A 14,773-nucleotide genomic window follows, 5' to 3' on the forward strand; every position below is an offset into this window, starting at 1 on the left:
GGCCGTGGCGGAGGGCATCAAAAGAACGCACGAGGGGTTGCTGACCCCTGTGAAATTGCGTTAACGCACAAGTCATTTCACGGGAACGCGGCAGTCATATGACGATTCACCGACGACGTGGTGCTTGCGGCTTTCACCAGCGGATACGGCGGGAATCTCCACCGAAGGCAGGCGACTGGTCGCAGCGGAATCAGGCCCGCGGGTCCCGCGCGGGCCCGGATGATTTTTCACCCCGGTAACAATCGGCGAGATCGGTGCCCGGGACCGTCGCCACTCGGTGGTTCGATGCCGATCCGGCGTCGTTACTCCGACACGGACAGTGCGGAGAACGTATCCGACCCTCGGCTGAGACCGTTCGGATGGCAAACGCCGTGATGGCGTCTGCGGTCCGGTTCAACCGGGTTTCGTCCAAGAGATCGTGTGCCGGAAGGCCAGCCGACGGCGCATCTTCGCGCCGGGCATGACGCGGTCGACGATCGCTCCAAGCTCGTCGAAGCTGAGCTGGGGATCGCGGACAGGGAACGGGGGAGGTTTCGGACCCCCTGGGACCGGCCGCGGGTGTGTGATCAGGCCGATGAGCGGGTTGGTCACCGCAGAGGCCAGATCCCATGCGGTATCCGGGATCGAGACCGGGGCAGCAAGCCCGACAACCAGGAATCGACCGCCGGGAGCCAACAGCCTCTTGACCTCGATCAGCGCTCGCTCGACATCGAGGTGATGCAGCACCGCCACCATGGTGATCAGATCGACGGGCCCGTCGAGTTGGTCGAGTCGGCCGGCGTCGATCGTGACATTGGTCAGACGGGCACATCGCCGGGCCGCTTCGGCGCGCATGCCCGCGTCGGCATCCGTCCCGTGGACCTGGCTGAACCGGGCGGCAAGTTTGGCCACCAAAGCGCCCTGACCGCAGCCGATGTCCACAGCTGTTGCCCGGTGCGCGGGCAGGTTCGCCAGAATCCAACCGTGGAAATGGTCGTTGTGACTCCACGGGTGTCTGCTGTTGAAGTTGTGCAGTCCCTCGACGACGCGGCGGGCCACCGGATGCTCGATGAGACGGATGTTCATACATCCACTGTGCCGGGGTTCTGAAGTCCGTCAATGCGAAGCGCCCCCTTCTCTCCGATGAGAAGGGGGCGCTACTACGTCTGCTCGCTCAGGCGAGTCACTGGATGTAACCCGACGCGGACTGCAGGTGTGCGACGGCGTCATCGACGATCTTCTCGACCAGTTCGGCGCACGACGGCAGGTCGTTGATGATGCCCGCGACCTGTCCCGAGGCCAGCACACCGGCACCGGTATTGCCCTCCACCAGACCGGCTTTGAGCAGCATCGGGGTGTTCGCCGCCATCACGACCTGCGACCAGGTGAGCTCCTTGCCGTGCCGCATGGCCAGGCCGTCCTTCACCATCGACAGCCACGTCATACCGGAGAGCTTCTTGAACTTCTGGGCGTTGCCGATCGCAGCGGCGAAACCGCGTGCTCGCGAACCGCTCTCGAGCTTCTCCACCAAACCGGTGCGCAACACCCGGTGCGGCATGCCGTCCACACGGGTGGACACCACAGTGCCGTCCAGCGCGGCCTGCAGGTAACGCTCCTTGACCGCGTCGGGGACGGTCGAATCCGAGGTCAGCAGGAACCGCGTACCCATCGCCACGCCGGCCGCACCGTAGGACAGCGCGGCAGCCAGGCCGCGTCCGTCGAAGAAACCGCCGGCCGCGATGACCGGCATACCGGTGTCCTTGACCGCATCGAGAACCGACGGCAGCAGCAGCGTGGTCGCGACGGGACCGGTGTGGCCACCGCCCTCACCGCCCTGCACGATCACCGCGTCAGCACCCCAGCCGGCCACCTTCTTGGCATGCTTGGCCGCACCGACCGACGGGATCACCACGACGCCCGCGTCTTTGAGCTTGGCGATCAGCTCGGGCTTCGGAGCCAGAGCGAAGGAGGCGACTTTGACTCCTTCGCGGATCAGGAGGTCCACGCGCGCACCGGCATCGCCCGCATCGGCCCGCATATTGATGCCGAAGGGTTTGTCGGTGGCGGCCTTGACCTTGGTCACGGCGGTCTGGAGCTCTTCGAGCGTCATCGTCGCCGACGCCAGGATGCCCAGCCCGCCGGCGTTGGAGGTTGCGGCGACCAGACGTGCACCGGCCACCCAGCCCATTCCCGTCTGTACGACGGGATGCTCGATGCCGACCAGTTCGGTCAGCGGAGTCTTGAGCTTGCCCATTCTTTAGACCTTGACCTCTTTGTCGCGCAGCGACTTCGGATCGATGACCTCACGCAGCAGGGTGAGCTCCTCTTCGGTGGCCAGCCGGCTGGTCTCGGCTTCGTCCAGACCGTGCACCTCGAAGGAGGTGTTGTCGGCCACCTGGTCGGCCTCCACGCCGGGGTGCAGCGACACCGCGCGCATCTGGTGGTCGGGACCGTTGAAGTCGAACACGCCCAGGTTGGACACCACGCGGTAGACGTTGGCGAACCGGTAGGCCGGGTTCTCCGGATCGATCTTGTCCCAACCAATTCCGGAGACGATGTCCACCGAGTCGCAGAACACCCGCTTGGTGTGGTTGCCGACGAAGTAGCTCGTGGCGTGGTTGATGCTGTTGCCGGGCGCGCCGCGGACACCGAACATCTGCCGGGTGGGGTGCTGGATCGGACCGAACGCCGACAGGTTCTGGTTGCCGTAGCGGTCGATCTGGTTGGCACCCATCACCACGTGGCGCTTGCCCCAGGCCAGGGTCTCGAAGACCCGGTTGAACGGCATCCAACCCTCGACGGCGAAGGGTGCGCCGATCGCCGGGGTATCGGCCAGGATCCGGGCCTCACCGTCGGTGAGCACGATGTCGGGGGAGAAGGTCAGCCGGGCCAACCGGGCACCGATCTGGACGACGGTGGTCATCGGGCTGGCCATGATCTCGCCGGCGTCGCGGAACAGCTCGGCGCAGGCGACGGCGCACACCTCGGCACGGGTCACGGCAATCACTTGCTGGCCTCCTGATCTTCCTTGAACTTCCGGACCGCAGCTTGGTAATCGGCCTCGCTACCGGACAGATATGTCTTGACGAACTCGGCCCAGGTCTCGTCGGAGCCTGCGGCCTCGGCGTAGTGGCGCTGGAACTTCTCGTCGCGTCGGTAATCGGGCTCGTTGGTGGTGAAGTGCGCACCGTTGGGGGCCTCGACCACAGAATCGACCATCATCCGGTTGATCAGCAGGGCCTGTGTCGGAACGGCCTTGACCAGCTCCTCGGTGGACACCACGCGCTCGACCGACAGGAAGCGGCGCTGAGCCGACATCAGGAAGAGATCATCGAAGTACGGGTCGATACCGGTGTAGGCCGCATTGCCCTGGGCGTCACCGAGATTCATGTGCACGAAGGCCGCGTCGAGGTTCAGCGCGGGCATCGCGATCAGTTCCTCGTAGGCACCGTCGGTCTCATACGGCGACTTCACGGTCTTGAGCTCGTCGCCCCAGAAGGTGCGGACGTCGCTGCCCAGTCCGGCGCGGATCGGCAGGAACGGCAGCCGCTGGGCGGCAGCCTGCAGGCCGCAGCGCAGCATGCCCTCGTCCATCTCGCGGGCCTCGATCGCACCGGTGGTGCGGGCCTTGGCGAACCACGGGTCGTAGAACGGCGGCGAGTCCAGCGATACGAAGCCGTAGTAAACGCGCTTGACCTTGCCGGCCGAACACAGCAGGCCCAGATCGGGTCCGCCGTAGGTGACGACGGTCAGGTCCTTGACGTCGGTGCGCAGCAGTGCGCGCACGAACGCCATCGGCTTGCGTCGCGAGCCCCAGCCACCGATGCCGATGGTCATCCCGCTTTCGATCGAGGCGACCGCCTCGTCGAGAGTTGTTCGCTTGTCGCTCATTTGGATCCCTTCTCGGTGCCGGCGAAGGCGTCGCGGTGCTCGTCGGACACACCGGACAGGTTGAGTTCGAAGGTGAAGCCCTGCTCCATCCGGTAGCGCGCGTTCACGGGCTGCACGTCGATGAAGTTCAGTGCCTCCTTGGCCGCCCGGATCACCCGGGTGTCCTTGCTGGCGATGTCGCGGGCGACGCGCAGTGCGGCCTCGTCGAGTTCCTCGCGGGGCACGACCTCGTGGACCGAACCGAAGTGGTGCAGCGTCTCGGCGGGGACGGTGGCAGCGGTGAAGAACAGCCGGCGCATCAGGTGCTGGGGGACCAGGCGGGACAGATGGGTGGCGGCGCCGAGCGCACCGCGCTCCACCTCGGGGAGGCCGAACTTGGCGTCGTCGGAGGCCACGATCACGTCGGCGTTACCGACCAGGCCGATTCCGCCGCCCACGCAGAATCCGTTGACCGCTGCGACAACGGGGACCTCGCACTCGTACACGGACTTGAACGCGTGGTAGCAGCCGCGGTTGGCGTCGATGAGTGCGGAGAAGCCCTCGGTGTTTTGCATTTCCTTGATGTCGACGCCGGCGTTGAAGCCACGGCCCTCGGCCCGCAGGATCACCACGTGGGTGCTGCGGTCGCGGCCTGCCGCGGTGATCGCGTCGCCGAGTTCGAACCAGCCGGCCGACGGGATGGCGTTGACGGGCGGGTAGTTGACGGTGACCGAGACGATGCCCGGCTCGACTGTCTTGGTGGTGATCGTCATCAATCCACTTCCTGGAGGGGTCGCTACCTAAGCAAGCACTTGCTTGGTACGCTAGCACAGTGACCGATACGCCAGAAGCTGGTGCCATCAATTTGGGTTTGACCGGCAAGGTGGTCCTGGTGACCGGTGGGGTGCGAGGGGTTGGCGCTGGAATCAGCGCGGTTTTCGCCGGTCAGGGCGCCACCGTGGTGACCTGCGCACGCCGCCCGGTCGAGGGGCTGCCCTACGAATTCCACAGCTGCGACATCCGGGATGACGATTCGGTGGCCAGGCTCATCGAGGCCGTCGTGGCCAAGCACGGTCGCCTGGACGTCGTCGTCAACAACGCCGGTGGCTCGCCCTACGTGCTGGCCGCCGACGCGTCGGCGAAGTTCAGCACCAAGATCATCGAGCTCAACCTGATCGGCGCGCTCTCGGTGTCCACCCATGCCAACGCAGTGATGCAGAAGCAGGACTCCGGCGGCGCCATCGTCAACATCTCCAGCGTCAGCGGCCACCGGCCCACCCCGGGGACCGCCGCGTACGGTGCGGCGAAGGCGGGTATCGACAACCTCACCTCGACGTTGGCCGTCGAGTGGGCGCCCAAGGTCCGGATGAACTCGGTGGTGGTCGGCATGGTCGAGACCGAACAATCCGAATTGTTCTACGGCGACGCCGACTCGATCGCTGCCATCTCGCGGAATGTGCCGCTGGGACGGCTTGCCAAACCGGCCGATATCGGCTGGGCCACAGCGTTTTTGTCGTCCGCGGCCGCCTCGTATATCAGTGGGGCCACGCTGGCAGTGCACGGTGGCGGCGAGCCACCGCACTACCTGTCCACGACGACCGCTGACATCAAGTAATTCGAAAAAGGAGAAATCACAATGGGATTGCTCGACGGCCGCGTGGTCATCGTGACGGGCGCCGGCGGCGGTATCGGGCGTGAGCACGCGCTCGCGTTCGCCGCAGAAGGTGCCCGCGTCGTGGTCAACGACATCGGGGTCGGCCTGGACGGTTCGCCGGCCGGCGGCGGGAGCGCCGCGCAGAATGTGGTCGACGAAATCGTCGCTGCCGGAGGCGAAGCCGTGGCCAACGGTTCGAACGTCGCCGACTGGGGCCAGGCCGAGGCCTTGATCCAGCAGGCTGTCGACACCTACGGCACGCTCGACGTCCTGGTGAACAACGCCGGCATCGTGCGGGACCGGATGTTCGCCAACGCCACCGAGGAAGAGTTCGACGCCGTCACCGCCGTGCACCTCAAGGGGCACTTCGCCACCATGAAGCACGCCGCCGCGTACTGGCGGGCCAAGTCCAAGGCCGGCGAGACCGTTGACGCGCGCATCATCAACACCAGCTCCGGTGCCGGTCTGCAGGGCAGCGTCGGGCAGGCCACCTACAGCGCGTCCAAGGCCGGCATCGCCGCGCTGACGCTGGTTGCCGCAGCCGAGATGGGCCGCTATGGCGTCACCGCGAATGCCATTGCACCTTCGGCCCGTACTCGCATGACCGAGACCGTGTTCGCCGACATGATGGCCACCCAGGACGACGCGTTCGATGCCATGGCTGCGGAGAACATTTCGCCGCTGGTGGTGTGGCTGGGCAGCGTCGAGTCGAAGGACGTCACCGGCAAGGTGTTCGAGATCGAGGGCGGCAAGGTCCGCGTCGCCGAGGGCTGGGCCCACGGACCGCAGATCGACAAGGGCGCGAAGTGGGATCCCGCTGAGCTGGGCCCGGTCGTCAATGACCTGCTGGCCAAGGCCCGCCCCGCGGTTCCCGTCTACGGCGCCTGAGTCCTCTCGCCGAACAGTCACAAAACTGCCCCAAACCTGAAGTGGTCCCCGAAAGTTGGACACTGACGTTTGGGGCAGTTTTGCGTCTGCTCGCGGGTTAGGCGGCGGCCTTCTCGCCGGCTTTGGCTGCGGTCGTGGCCTTCTTGACGGCCTCACCGATCTTGCGGGCCGACGACGAGACCTGCTCGCGAGCGTCCTCGACGGCAGCCTTCACCTTGTCGCTGGAGCGCTTCAGCGCCTTCGCGACTCCGGGTGCAGCCTTGTTGCCGTTGCTGAGATCCGTTGCGCCAGAACGTGCTTTGAGCTTGGACTTGATCTCGGATACGACAGGTTTCGCGGGCGAGGCGACCTGTTGGGTAGTGGTGCTCGCTGCGGCCTCGGCGCTGTCCACGGTGTCCTCCGTGGTCGCCTTGGCGCTCTCGATTCCCGACGACACCTTCTCGGGTAATTCGCTCTCTTTCTTCGGGATTGCTTTGTCGATGCGTTTGACGATCTCCGCGGTGATCGCGCGGTTGAACTTGGTCACGGAGAAGCTGGCATCGGCCAGGCCGCGGTTGATCGCGGTGGCGACAGCGGCCGGATCACGGGTTTCGAAGGACTGCACGACACCATCTGCGGCCTGCTGCAGCTGCCTCGACAGCGTGCGCAGCTGTCGGAAGGCCTCGACCCGGAATGGGGTTTCCGGGCCGATTTCGGTGCCGTTCCAGTTGACGACGCGCCAGCCGTCCTCGGGATTGCCCTCGACCACCACGTAACCGGTATTTCGCAGTGGATTGGTCATCAGCCACATCGGATCCGCATTTTCTGCGTTCAGGAAAACCCAGAACATGATCGCGCCGCCGTGCGAGAATGCGGCGACATTTCGATCACCGTTGTCGTACATCGTCTGAATTGCGCCATCCATGCGGGCATCGAATTCCCGGCCATTGATCGAGCCCGGGATCCGGGCATCCAGGTCGCCCTGCAACCATTTCAGTGGGGCTTGAAGATAGCCCTTGACGGCATCGGATTCGGGCGTGCCCTCATAAATCCCGGCCTCGATCTCCTGCAGACCGGGAAGGACCTGGATCGGAAGGCCCAGATACTCCGCCATCGGTGCCGCGGTCAGTTGGGTCCGGACCATAGTCGAGGCGTAGATCGCGTCATAGTTGTTGTCGCCCAGCGCTTTGACGATGTCGCGAGCCTGTTGCTGACCCTTCTCGGTAAGAACGGGTCCCGGGACTGAAGAGTCGGCCACGTTCGCCGCATTCGCTGTCGATTCTCCATGGCGGATGAACGTGATGCGCATGACTTCCGCCGCGTGGGCGGCAGGAATCGCCAGAAGAAATGCTAGTAACATCAACCCGACACCGGTAATTGTCGCTCGGATACCCGAGCGCCTGAGATAACTCATCTTGCTACGTTCCTCCAATCAATGGGCACAGGTGGAGCGAGATGAACGTATGGCCCAATTGTTTGGAATTGTGCAGATGTCCCGGTGTTCGAGACCGGCTGTTGTCTTGTTGATACGAATAAAAAGGGTGCTCCAGATCAATTGATCTGGAGCACCCTCTTGAAAATTCCGATCAATCAGGCGGCGTCCTTCTTGCCGGTGGTGTCGTTGTCGGCACCGGCATTGTCACCGGCGGTCTTGCCGGTCTGGCCGGTGGCCTTCTTGACGGCGTCGCCGAACTTCTTGATCGACGACGACACCCGGTCCTGTGCGTCCTTGACGGCAGTCTGAACCTGCTCGTCGGTACGGCTGACCGACTTCGTGACGCCGGGCAGCGCCTTGTTGCCGTCGGACAGGTCGGTCGCCCGCGGCTTGACGATGCCGTCGACAGCAGTCTTCAGCTTCGACTTCGCCCGCGAGATGGGTGCAGAATCAGCGGGTTTTGTGGTGTCCGAGACGCTCTCCGGAGCCGACTGAACCTTCTGCTCGACGCTGTCGGTGGTGGCGTTCAGTGAGGTCTTGATGTTCTCGACCCCGGTGGACACCTTGTCCTGCACATCGTCGGCGTCCGTCGGGATCGCCTTTGAGATCCGCTTGATGATCTCGGCGTTGATCGCGCGGTTGAACTTGGTGACCGAGAAGGTCGCGTCGGCGACGCTGCGGTTGATCGCTGTCGCGATGGTCACGAAGTCACCGGTCTTGAAGGCCTCCGTGACCTGATCGGCGGCGGCGGTCAATTGGCGGGTCAGCGTGCGGAGCTGGAGTTTCGCTTCGTATCCGAAGGTTCGTTCCGGGCTGAACTGCTGGCCGTTCCAGTTCACCAGGGTCCAGCCGTCCTCGTTGTTGCCCTCGATCACGACGTAATCGGTGTTGTCCAACTGAGCTGTCTGCAGCAGCTGGAGCTTCTGCATCACGGTGAGGTTGTTCACGTTCATCAACGTCCAGAACATGATGGTGCCGCCGTGCGAGAACACCACGGCGTTGCGGTCGCCGTTGTCGTACATGGTCTGCAGAGCGCCCCGGACGCGTTCGTCGAAAACGTATCCGTTGAGATTGGTACCGGGCATGTACGTGCTCTTGTCGAACGGGATCTGCGGGATGACGCCCGGGAGCGCCCATGCGATCGGATACAACCCGTACCCGCCGGCAGCATTCGCCTCCGGCGTGCCCTCGAAGACGCCGGCCTCGATCTCCTGCAGGCCGGGGAGCACCTGGATCGGGAGGCCGAGGCGCTGTGACATCGGTGCGGCGGTCAGCTGCGTGCGCACCATCGTCGATGCATAGATCGCGTCGTAGTTGTTGTCGCCCAGCAGGTCGGCCACGTCCTTGGCCTGCTGCTGACCCAGCGGCGTCAGCACCGGGCCCGGAGTCTTGGTGTCGATCAAGCCGGAGGCATTGCCCTCCGACTGGGCGTGACGCACGAACGTCACGCGCATGACCTCGGCGGCGTTGGCGACTGGCATCGCCAGGAAGAACGCGAGGAATGCCAGGCCGACACCCCCAAGTAGACTTCGATATCGTGACGCCGGCGCGCCACCTCTGCGGCGGTTCATGTGGTTCCTCCGTTGCGGCTGTGTGGATTTCACGTGACCTGCCGGTGACGGTTCGCTGGCCGGCCAGATAGATTGTCTGACCGTCTGCTGTGAGGGCGAGCCGGTATCCCATTGCGTGGGAAGATATTTGACAAATTTCGTGAGTGCGGCAGAGCCCCGCCGCGGATACGACTGAGCCCCCTCCTCGGTCGAGGAGGGGGACCTGTCGCTTGTATTACGTTGAACTACGGCCTAATTCACGCGGCGTCCTTGGTCTTAGCCTTCGGCTTGGCTGTGCTGTTGTCGGACTTGTCGGCCTTGGTGGGCTTGCCGGCCCCGGTGAGCTTCTTGACCGTCTCACGAGCGTGCTGGGCCGAGGATTCGATGCCGCTGCGCACGTCGTCAGCGGCTCGGTTGATCCGGTCCCGAACCGCGGCGGCGGGCTTGCCCGGCTCTGCCTTGTTGCCGTCGGCGAGCTTGGTGGCGCCGTTGGCCGTACGGACCGCGGTGATCTTGGCCTTGACCGATTCGGCGGTCTTGTCGGGATCGATGGCCTTGTCGACCGTCGATGTGGTGCTCTCGTCGACGTTTTCGACGGGGGCCGTCGTGTTCTCGGCGAGTTCGCTCACGGCCGGAGTGCTGCTCTCGCTGACAGCCTTGACAGCCTTCGGGGTGCTGAGCTTCGACACCTGCGTCGTCGACTGGCCCAGTGAGCCCGGGATGCCCGTGATCGCGTTGACGGTGTCGGTCACCGAGTCCTTGACGAACTTGACCCCGGCCTCTGCGACGTCCTGGAGGCCCTGCGCACCGGTGGTCACGATGCCCTGCGCATCCAGCGAGAGAACTGGGATGCGCATGTTGTAGACCGCCTTCTGCGGTGCCACGATCAGGTCGCGCACATTGACGAACATCTGCGTCGGGTAGTCCGCGGGACCGACTGCCTGGCCGGCCCATTCCTTCAGGGTCCAGCTGCCGTCGTCGTTCTTCTCCACGACCACCGTGTCGGTGTTGTTCAGCGGATGCTGCACGATCAGAAGCAGATTCGGGTTGTCGACGTTCATCATCGTCCACATCATGATGGTGGCGCCGTGCGAGAACACCGCGGCGTCGATCTCGCCGTCGCCATTGGTGTCGGTGGTATCCGACTCCACGTCCTCGAGGGCGTTCGTCACGCGCTCGTTGAACTCCAGGCCGTTCTCGCCGCCGGGGATCGGGATGAACTGCAGACCCATGGTCCAGGCCAACGGCGCCAGGATGTAGCCGATGCGGCCGATGCCTTCACTTTCGGGCAGGCCCTCGAAGATGCCGGCACTGATCTCCTGCACACCGGAGTTCCGCTGCGGGCGGTCCGGGTCGAACGCGCCCAGGACCGTGACCGGCAACCCGCGCTTGGCGGCGAACGGCGCTGCGGTCTCCTGGGTGCGAATCATGGTCGAGGCGTAGAGCGCGTCGAACTCGGTGCACTGGGCGGTGGGGCACTGGGCATTGGCCCAGTCGATGGCCTGCTGCTTACCGTTCGGGCCGCCGTTCTGGTTCACCTGACCGTTGGTCAGGTGCGGGCCCGGTGTGCTGGTGTCGATGTATCCGGAGGCGTTGCCCTGGGACTCGGCGTGCCGGATGAACGTCACGGTCATCGCCGCGGCGGGCAGGGTCGCGGCCGCGAACAGAGAACACGCGGTCAGGGTGGTGGCGGCGGCACCGGCAGCCCGGCGTCGAGTGGGTCGTTGCATAGGGTCTCCATCGGTTCACGAAAATGTGGGCTGCCGCTCACTTGGCGTTCACTGTGTGCGCGCTCACAGAACATAATCAAAGAATTGTTCACTCGTCAATTCAGCTACGCACAGTTGCGTAATTGGCCAGTTTCCGGACACCTGGTGAACAAAAAGCGCCCCCGGACAATGTCCGGGGGCGCTGCACGTTCTCGGTGGTCAGGCCGGGTCGCAGATCACGATCGGGATCTTGCGGTCCGTGTAGGAGCGGTAGTTGGCGAAATCGGCGTACATGGCGTCGAGCTTGGGCCAGTACTCGTCGCGCTCGGCATCGGTGGCGTCGCGCGCGGTGAGTTCCAGGGTCTCGTGCTTGGTCTGGAACTTCACCTTCGGGTTGGCCACCAGGTTCAGGTACCACATCGGGTTGGTGGCCCGGCCGCCCTGCGAGGCGACCAGCACGATCCGCTTGCCCTCCTGCAGGAACAGCAGCGGGCTGTCACGTTCCTCGCCAGACTTGCGACCGATCGTTGTCAGGATGCCAACTTCGGCGCCACGCAGGAACTTGTCGCCAAACCGCCCGCCCGTCTTCTTGAAGATCCAGGTCTGGGCGCGCGACATCCACTTGATGGCAGTGCCGGTCGATTTCGCGTTGAGGCGTTCGACCTGTTTGGCGTTCAGCGGGCGAGGGGTGTTGGCCATGCGGTGGACCTTAGCGGCTGAGGAAGGGAGTCAGGGACGCGCGGATGTGATGGATCTGCCCGTCGGATGCCGGGATCAGGAACGTCTCGTCGACGTGTGAGCACACCCGCCACCCGAACAGCCGCGGCTTGGTCAGCACGTCGAACTTGGCGCGGATGTTGTCGCCGTCGACGCTGTACTCGGGCGTTGTCGTCTTCTCGATCAACTTGAACTGCGGACCGTTGTTCAGGCTGCGGCGGAGGTGATCCCCGGAACGGCCCGTCTTCAGACCCATCTCGATGCGGATGCAGTCCGGTGTGAACGGGACTGCATCCGCCCGGTGGCTCACCAGCGCATCGATGTAGGCCTGTGCGGCCGCGATGCGCTCGGCTTCACTGAAGGCCACTAGATGCGCTCGATGATCGTGCCCGTGGACAGCGCCCCGCCGGCACACATGGTGATCAGCGCGGTGCTCTTGTCGGTGCGCTCCAGCTCGTGCAGGGCCGTGGTGATCAGGCGGGCGCCGGTCGAACCGACCGGGTGGCCGAGTGCGATGGCACCGCCGTTGACGTTGACCTTGTCCATGTCGGCGCCGTGCACCTGGGCCCAGGACAGCACGACGGAGGCGAACGCCTCGTTGATCTCGACCAGGTCGATGTCGCCCATCTTCATGCCGGCTTTCTCGAGCACCTTGGCGGTGGACTGCACCGGGCCATCGAGGTGGTAGTAGGTCTCGGCGCCGACGTTGGCCTGGCTGATGATGCGGGCGCGGGGCTTGAAGCCGAGGGCCTTGGCCTTGTCCTCGTCCATCCACAGCACAGCGGCCGCACCGTCGGAGATCTGCGACGACGTACCGGCGGTGTGGATACCGCCCTCCATCACCGGCTTCAGGCCGGCCAGGCCTTCAGCGGTGGTGTCGCGCAGACCCTGGTCGCGGCTGACCGTGTTGAGTTCGGCTGTCGGCTGCTTGTTCTCGTCGATGACCGGCGCCTCGATCGGGGAGATCTCCCGGTCGAAACGACCCTCGGCCCAGGCCTGCTTGGCCTTGAGCTGAGACGCCAGGCCGAGCGCATCCACATCGGCGCGGGTGATGCCGCGGCGCTTGGCGATCCGCTCGGCGGCCTCGAACTGGTTGGGCAGGTCGATGTCCCACGACGCGGCGCGGGCACCGCCGCCGTTGGCGCCGAGGCCGACCCGGCTCATCGCCTCGATGCCGCAGGCGATACCGATGTCGATGGCGCCGGTGGCGATCAGGCCCGCGATCAGGTGGTTGGCCTGCTGCGCGCTGCCGCACTGGCAGTCGACGGTGGTGGCGCCGACGTGCTCGGGCAGCCCGGCGACCAGCCAGGACTGTCGGGTGACGTTGTTGCCCTGCTCGCCGTACTGCGTGACGCAGCCGCCGATGAGCTGCTCGACGCTGCCGGCGTCAATGCCGGCCTTCTCGATGAGGGCTTTCTGGACGGCTCCCAGAAGCTCGGTGGCGTGCAGGCCGGACAACCAGCCGTTGCGCTTGCCGATGGGGCTGCGGGTGGCTTCGACGATGACAGGGTTACCCATGAAGCCAGGCTAGAACACGTTTCATTACTCTGACAAGCGCGGATGCATCACTACCTTTGATCTGCGGTCAAGGCATGTTTCAATGGTCTCAATTGGTACTAGACCACGTTGTTTCAAGCATTGCTGGCTACGCGCACGGCTTGCTACAGACACTAGGAGTAAGACACATGGGCTGCCCCAACATCCCCAAGGATTTCGACTTCCTCGATTCCGAGCTCAACCTCAAGGGCCTGCCGGTCGCCGAACTCGCCGAGCTTCGTAAGGCCGAGCCGGTTCGCTGGGTCGATGTGCCCGGCGGCACCGGAGGTTTCGGCGACAAGGGCTACTGGCTGGTGACCCGGCATGAAGACGTCAAGGACGTCTCCCTGCGCAGTGACGTGTTCTCCAGCGCGATGAACGGCGCGATCCCGGTCTGGCCCCAGGAGATGACCCGCGAAGCGGTCGACCTGCAGCGCGCCGTCCTGCTGAACATGGACGCCCCGCACCACACCCGTCTGCGCAAGATCATCTCCCGTGGCTTCACCCCGCGCGCGCTCTCCCGGCTCGAGGACGAGCTGAACAACCGCGCGCAGCAGATCGCCAAGAACGCCGCTGCCTCCAACTCCGGCGACTTCGTCGAGCAGGTGTCCTGCGAACTGCCGCTGCAGGCCATCGCCGAACTGCTCGGTGTGCCCCAGGACGATCGTGACAAGCTGTTCCGCTGGTCCAACGAGATGACCGCCGGCGACGACCCCGAGTACGCCGACGTCGACCCGGCCATGTCCTCGTTCGAGGTCATCACCTACGCCATGAAGATGGCAGAGGAGCGGGGCAAGAACCCCACCGACGACATCGTCACCAAGTTGATCCAGGCCGACATCGACGGTGAGAAGCTCAGCGACGACGAGTTCGGCTTCTTCGTCATCATGCTGGCCGTCGCCGGTAACGAGACCAGCCGTAACTCGATCACCCACGGCATGATCGCGTTCTCGCAGAACCCCGATCAGTGGGAGCTGTTCAAGAAGGAACGTCCCAAGACCGCCGTCGACGAGATCATCCGGTGGGCGACCCCGGTGTCGGCGTTCCAGCGCACCGCCAGCGAGGACACCGAGATTTCCGGCGTCAAGATCAAGGCCGGCGAGCGCGTGGTCATGTCGTACCGCTCGGCCAACTTCGACGAGACCGTGTTCGACGACCCGTTCACCTTCAACATCCTTCGCGATCCGAACCCGCACGTTGGCTTCGGCGGCACCGGGGCGCACTATTGCATCGGCGCCAACCTGGCCCGCCTGACGATCAACCTGATCTTCAACGCGGTGGCCGACCACATGCCCGACCTCAAGCCGGTCGGGGATCCCGAGCGGCTGAAGTCGGGTTGGCTCAACGGCATCAAGCACTGGCCGGTGGACTTCACGGGCGCGTGCCCGGTGGCCGGCGAGCCGGCAAATCAGGCCTGAGGCCACTGAGTCCGTTTTAACCATCGTTCGGATCAAGG

The 14,773-nt window shown here is 64.8% G+C and carries 14 protein-coding genes; 3 read left to right on the top strand and 11 right to left on the bottom strand.

Going from position 1 to position 14,773, the window contains the following annotated elements:
- Nucleotides 1-393: 393 nt before the first annotated feature.
- The 5 genes from AC4LGL_RS03905 to echA20 all read right to left on the bottom strand — a co-directional run bounded on the left by AC4LGL_RS03905 (nucleotide 394) and on the right by echA20 (nucleotide 4,622).
- Nucleotides 394-1,065, bottom strand: coding sequence for a class I SAM-dependent methyltransferase (locus AC4LGL_RS03905; RefSeq protein ID WP_491837713.1), 672 nt, complete (start codon nucleotides 1,063-1,065; stop codon nucleotides 394-396).
- Nucleotides 1,066-1,162: 97 nt separating this feature from the next.
- Nucleotides 1,163-2,233 (bottom strand): (3aS,4S,5R,7aS)-5-hydroxy-7a-methyl-1-oxo-octahydro-1H-indene-4-carboxyl-CoA dehydrogenase, encoded by a 1,071-nt coding sequence (gene ipdC / locus AC4LGL_RS03910; protein WP_064958057.1) that lies wholly within the window; start codon nucleotides 2,231-2,233, stop codon nucleotides 1,163-1,165.
- 3 nt (nucleotides 2,234-2,236) lie between these two features.
- A complete protein-coding gene (gene ipdB, locus AC4LGL_RS03915) occupies nucleotides 2,237-2,986 on the bottom strand; it encodes a cholesterol ring-cleaving hydrolase subunit IpdB (protein ID WP_491837714.1) in 750 nt (249 codons plus the stop codon).
- Complete coding sequence (ipdA, locus tag AC4LGL_RS03920) at nucleotides 2,983-3,870, bottom strand: cholesterol ring-cleaving hydrolase subunit IpdA (protein WP_491837715.1); 888 nt, start codon at nucleotides 3,868-3,870, stop codon at nucleotides 2,983-2,985. Before ipdA ends, ipdB begins: the two co-directional genes overlap by 4 nt.
- The gene (gene echA20, locus AC4LGL_RS03925; RefSeq protein WP_155915618.1) at nucleotides 3,867-4,622 is read right to left on the bottom strand and encodes a (7aS)-7a-methyl-1,5-dioxo-2,3,5,6,7,7a-hexahydro-1H-indene-carboxyl-CoA hydrolase; all 756 of its coding nucleotides are present in this window, start codon (nucleotides 4,620-4,622) and stop codon (nucleotides 3,867-3,869) included. Before echA20 ends, ipdA begins: the two co-directional genes overlap by 4 nt.
- A 59-nt stretch (nucleotides 4,623-4,681) precedes the next feature.
- Here echA20 and AC4LGL_RS03930 point away from each other — a divergent pair, with 59 nt between their 5' ends.
- Together AC4LGL_RS03930 and AC4LGL_RS03935 are read left to right on the top strand one after the other, a co-directional pair.
- Nucleotides 4,682-5,464 (top strand): SDR family oxidoreductase, encoded by a 783-nt coding sequence (locus tag AC4LGL_RS03930; RefSeq protein ID WP_491837716.1) that lies wholly within the window; start codon nucleotides 4,682-4,684, stop codon nucleotides 5,462-5,464.
- Between the two features lie 21 nt (nucleotides 5,465-5,485).
- Nucleotides 5,486-6,391 carry an SDR family oxidoreductase gene (locus tag AC4LGL_RS03935; protein ID WP_064958052.1) on the top strand — a complete coding sequence of 302 codons (906 nt, stop codon included), beginning with the start codon at nucleotides 5,486-5,488 and terminating at the stop codon, nucleotides 6,389-6,391.
- 97 nt (nucleotides 6,392-6,488) lie between these two features.
- Here the strand turns inward: AC4LGL_RS03935 and AC4LGL_RS03940 are convergent, their stop codons facing one another.
- The 6 genes from AC4LGL_RS03940 to AC4LGL_RS03965 form a co-directional block, all read right to left on the bottom strand.
- Nucleotides 6,489-7,784, bottom strand: a complete 1,296-nt coding sequence (locus AC4LGL_RS03940) for a histidine phosphatase family protein (RefSeq protein WP_491837717.1) — start codon at nucleotides 7,782-7,784, stop codon at nucleotides 6,489-6,491.
- Nucleotides 7,785-7,960: 176 nt separating this feature from the next.
- The gene (locus tag AC4LGL_RS03945) at nucleotides 7,961-9,376 is read right to left on the bottom strand and encodes a histidine phosphatase family protein (protein WP_491837718.1); all 1,416 of its coding nucleotides are present in this window, start codon (nucleotides 9,374-9,376) and stop codon (nucleotides 7,961-7,963) included.
- Nucleotides 9,377-9,612: 236 nt separating this feature from the next.
- On the bottom strand, nucleotides 9,613-11,085 hold the full coding sequence (locus AC4LGL_RS03950) for a histidine phosphatase family protein (RefSeq protein ID WP_491837719.1): 1,473 nt from the start codon (nucleotides 11,083-11,085) through the stop codon (nucleotides 9,613-9,615).
- A 198-nt stretch (nucleotides 11,086-11,283) separates the two neighbouring features.
- Nucleotides 11,284-11,763, bottom strand: a complete 480-nt coding sequence (locus AC4LGL_RS03955; protein WP_491837720.1) for a nitroreductase family deazaflavin-dependent oxidoreductase — start codon at nucleotides 11,761-11,763, stop codon at nucleotides 11,284-11,286.
- A gap of 10 nt (nucleotides 11,764-11,773) precedes the next feature.
- Nucleotides 11,774-12,148, bottom strand: coding sequence for a DUF8021 domain-containing protein (locus AC4LGL_RS03960; protein ID WP_491837721.1), 375 nt, complete (start codon nucleotides 12,146-12,148; stop codon nucleotides 11,774-11,776).
- Nucleotides 12,148-13,299, bottom strand: a complete 1,152-nt coding sequence (locus AC4LGL_RS03965; protein WP_491837722.1) for a steroid 3-ketoacyl-CoA thiolase — start codon at nucleotides 13,297-13,299, stop codon at nucleotides 12,148-12,150. Before AC4LGL_RS03965 ends, AC4LGL_RS03960 begins: the two co-directional genes overlap by 1 nt.
- A 167-nt stretch (nucleotides 13,300-13,466) precedes the next feature.
- Between AC4LGL_RS03965 and AC4LGL_RS03970 the strand changes: the two genes are divergently transcribed.
- Nucleotides 13,467-14,735 (top strand): cytochrome P450, encoded by a 1,269-nt coding sequence (locus AC4LGL_RS03970; protein ID WP_491837723.1) that lies wholly within the window; start codon nucleotides 13,467-13,469, stop codon nucleotides 14,733-14,735.
- Nucleotides 14,736-14,773 lie beyond the last annotated feature (38 nt).

Source organism: Mycolicibacterium arcueilense, assembly GCF_058536225.1.

Coding starts and splice junctions, on each gene's coding strand:
- AC4LGL_RS03905 (WP_491837713.1), bottom strand. CDS start 1,065: ATGAACATCCGTCTCATCGAGCATCCGGTGGCCCGCCGCGTCGTCGAG.
- ipdC (WP_064958057.1), bottom strand. CDS start 2,233: ATGGGCAAGCTCAAGACTCCGCTGACCGAACTGGTCGGCATCGAGCAT.
- ipdA (WP_491837715.1), bottom strand. CDS start 3,870: ATGAGCGACAAGCGAACAACTCTCGACGAGGCGGTCGCCTCGATCGAA.
- echA20 (WP_155915618.1), bottom strand. CDS start 4,622: ATGACGATCACCACCAAGACAGTCGAGCCGGGCATCGTCTCGGTCACC.
- AC4LGL_RS03935 (WP_064958052.1), top strand. CDS start 5,486: ATGGGATTGCTCGACGGCCGCGTGGTCATCGTGACGGGCGCCGGCGGC.
- AC4LGL_RS03940 (WP_491837717.1), bottom strand. CDS start 7,784: ATGAGTTATCTCAGGCGCTCGGGTATCCGAGCGACAATTACCGGTGTC.
- AC4LGL_RS03945 (WP_491837718.1), bottom strand. CDS start 9,376: ATGAACCGCCGCAGAGGTGGCGCGCCGGCGTCACGATATCGAAGTCTA.
- AC4LGL_RS03950 (WP_491837719.1), bottom strand. CDS start 11,085: ATGCAACGACCCACTCGACGCCGGGCTGCCGGTGCCGCCGCCACCACC.
- AC4LGL_RS03955 (WP_491837720.1), bottom strand. CDS start 11,763: ATGGCCAACACCCCTCGCCCGCTGAACGCCAAACAGGTCGAACGCCTC.
- AC4LGL_RS03965 (WP_491837722.1), bottom strand. CDS start 13,299: ATGGGTAACCCTGTCATCGTCGAAGCCACCCGCAGCCCCATCGGCAAG.
- AC4LGL_RS03970 (WP_491837723.1), top strand. CDS start 13,467: ATGGGCTGCCCCAACATCCCCAAGGATTTCGACTTCCTCGATTCCGAG.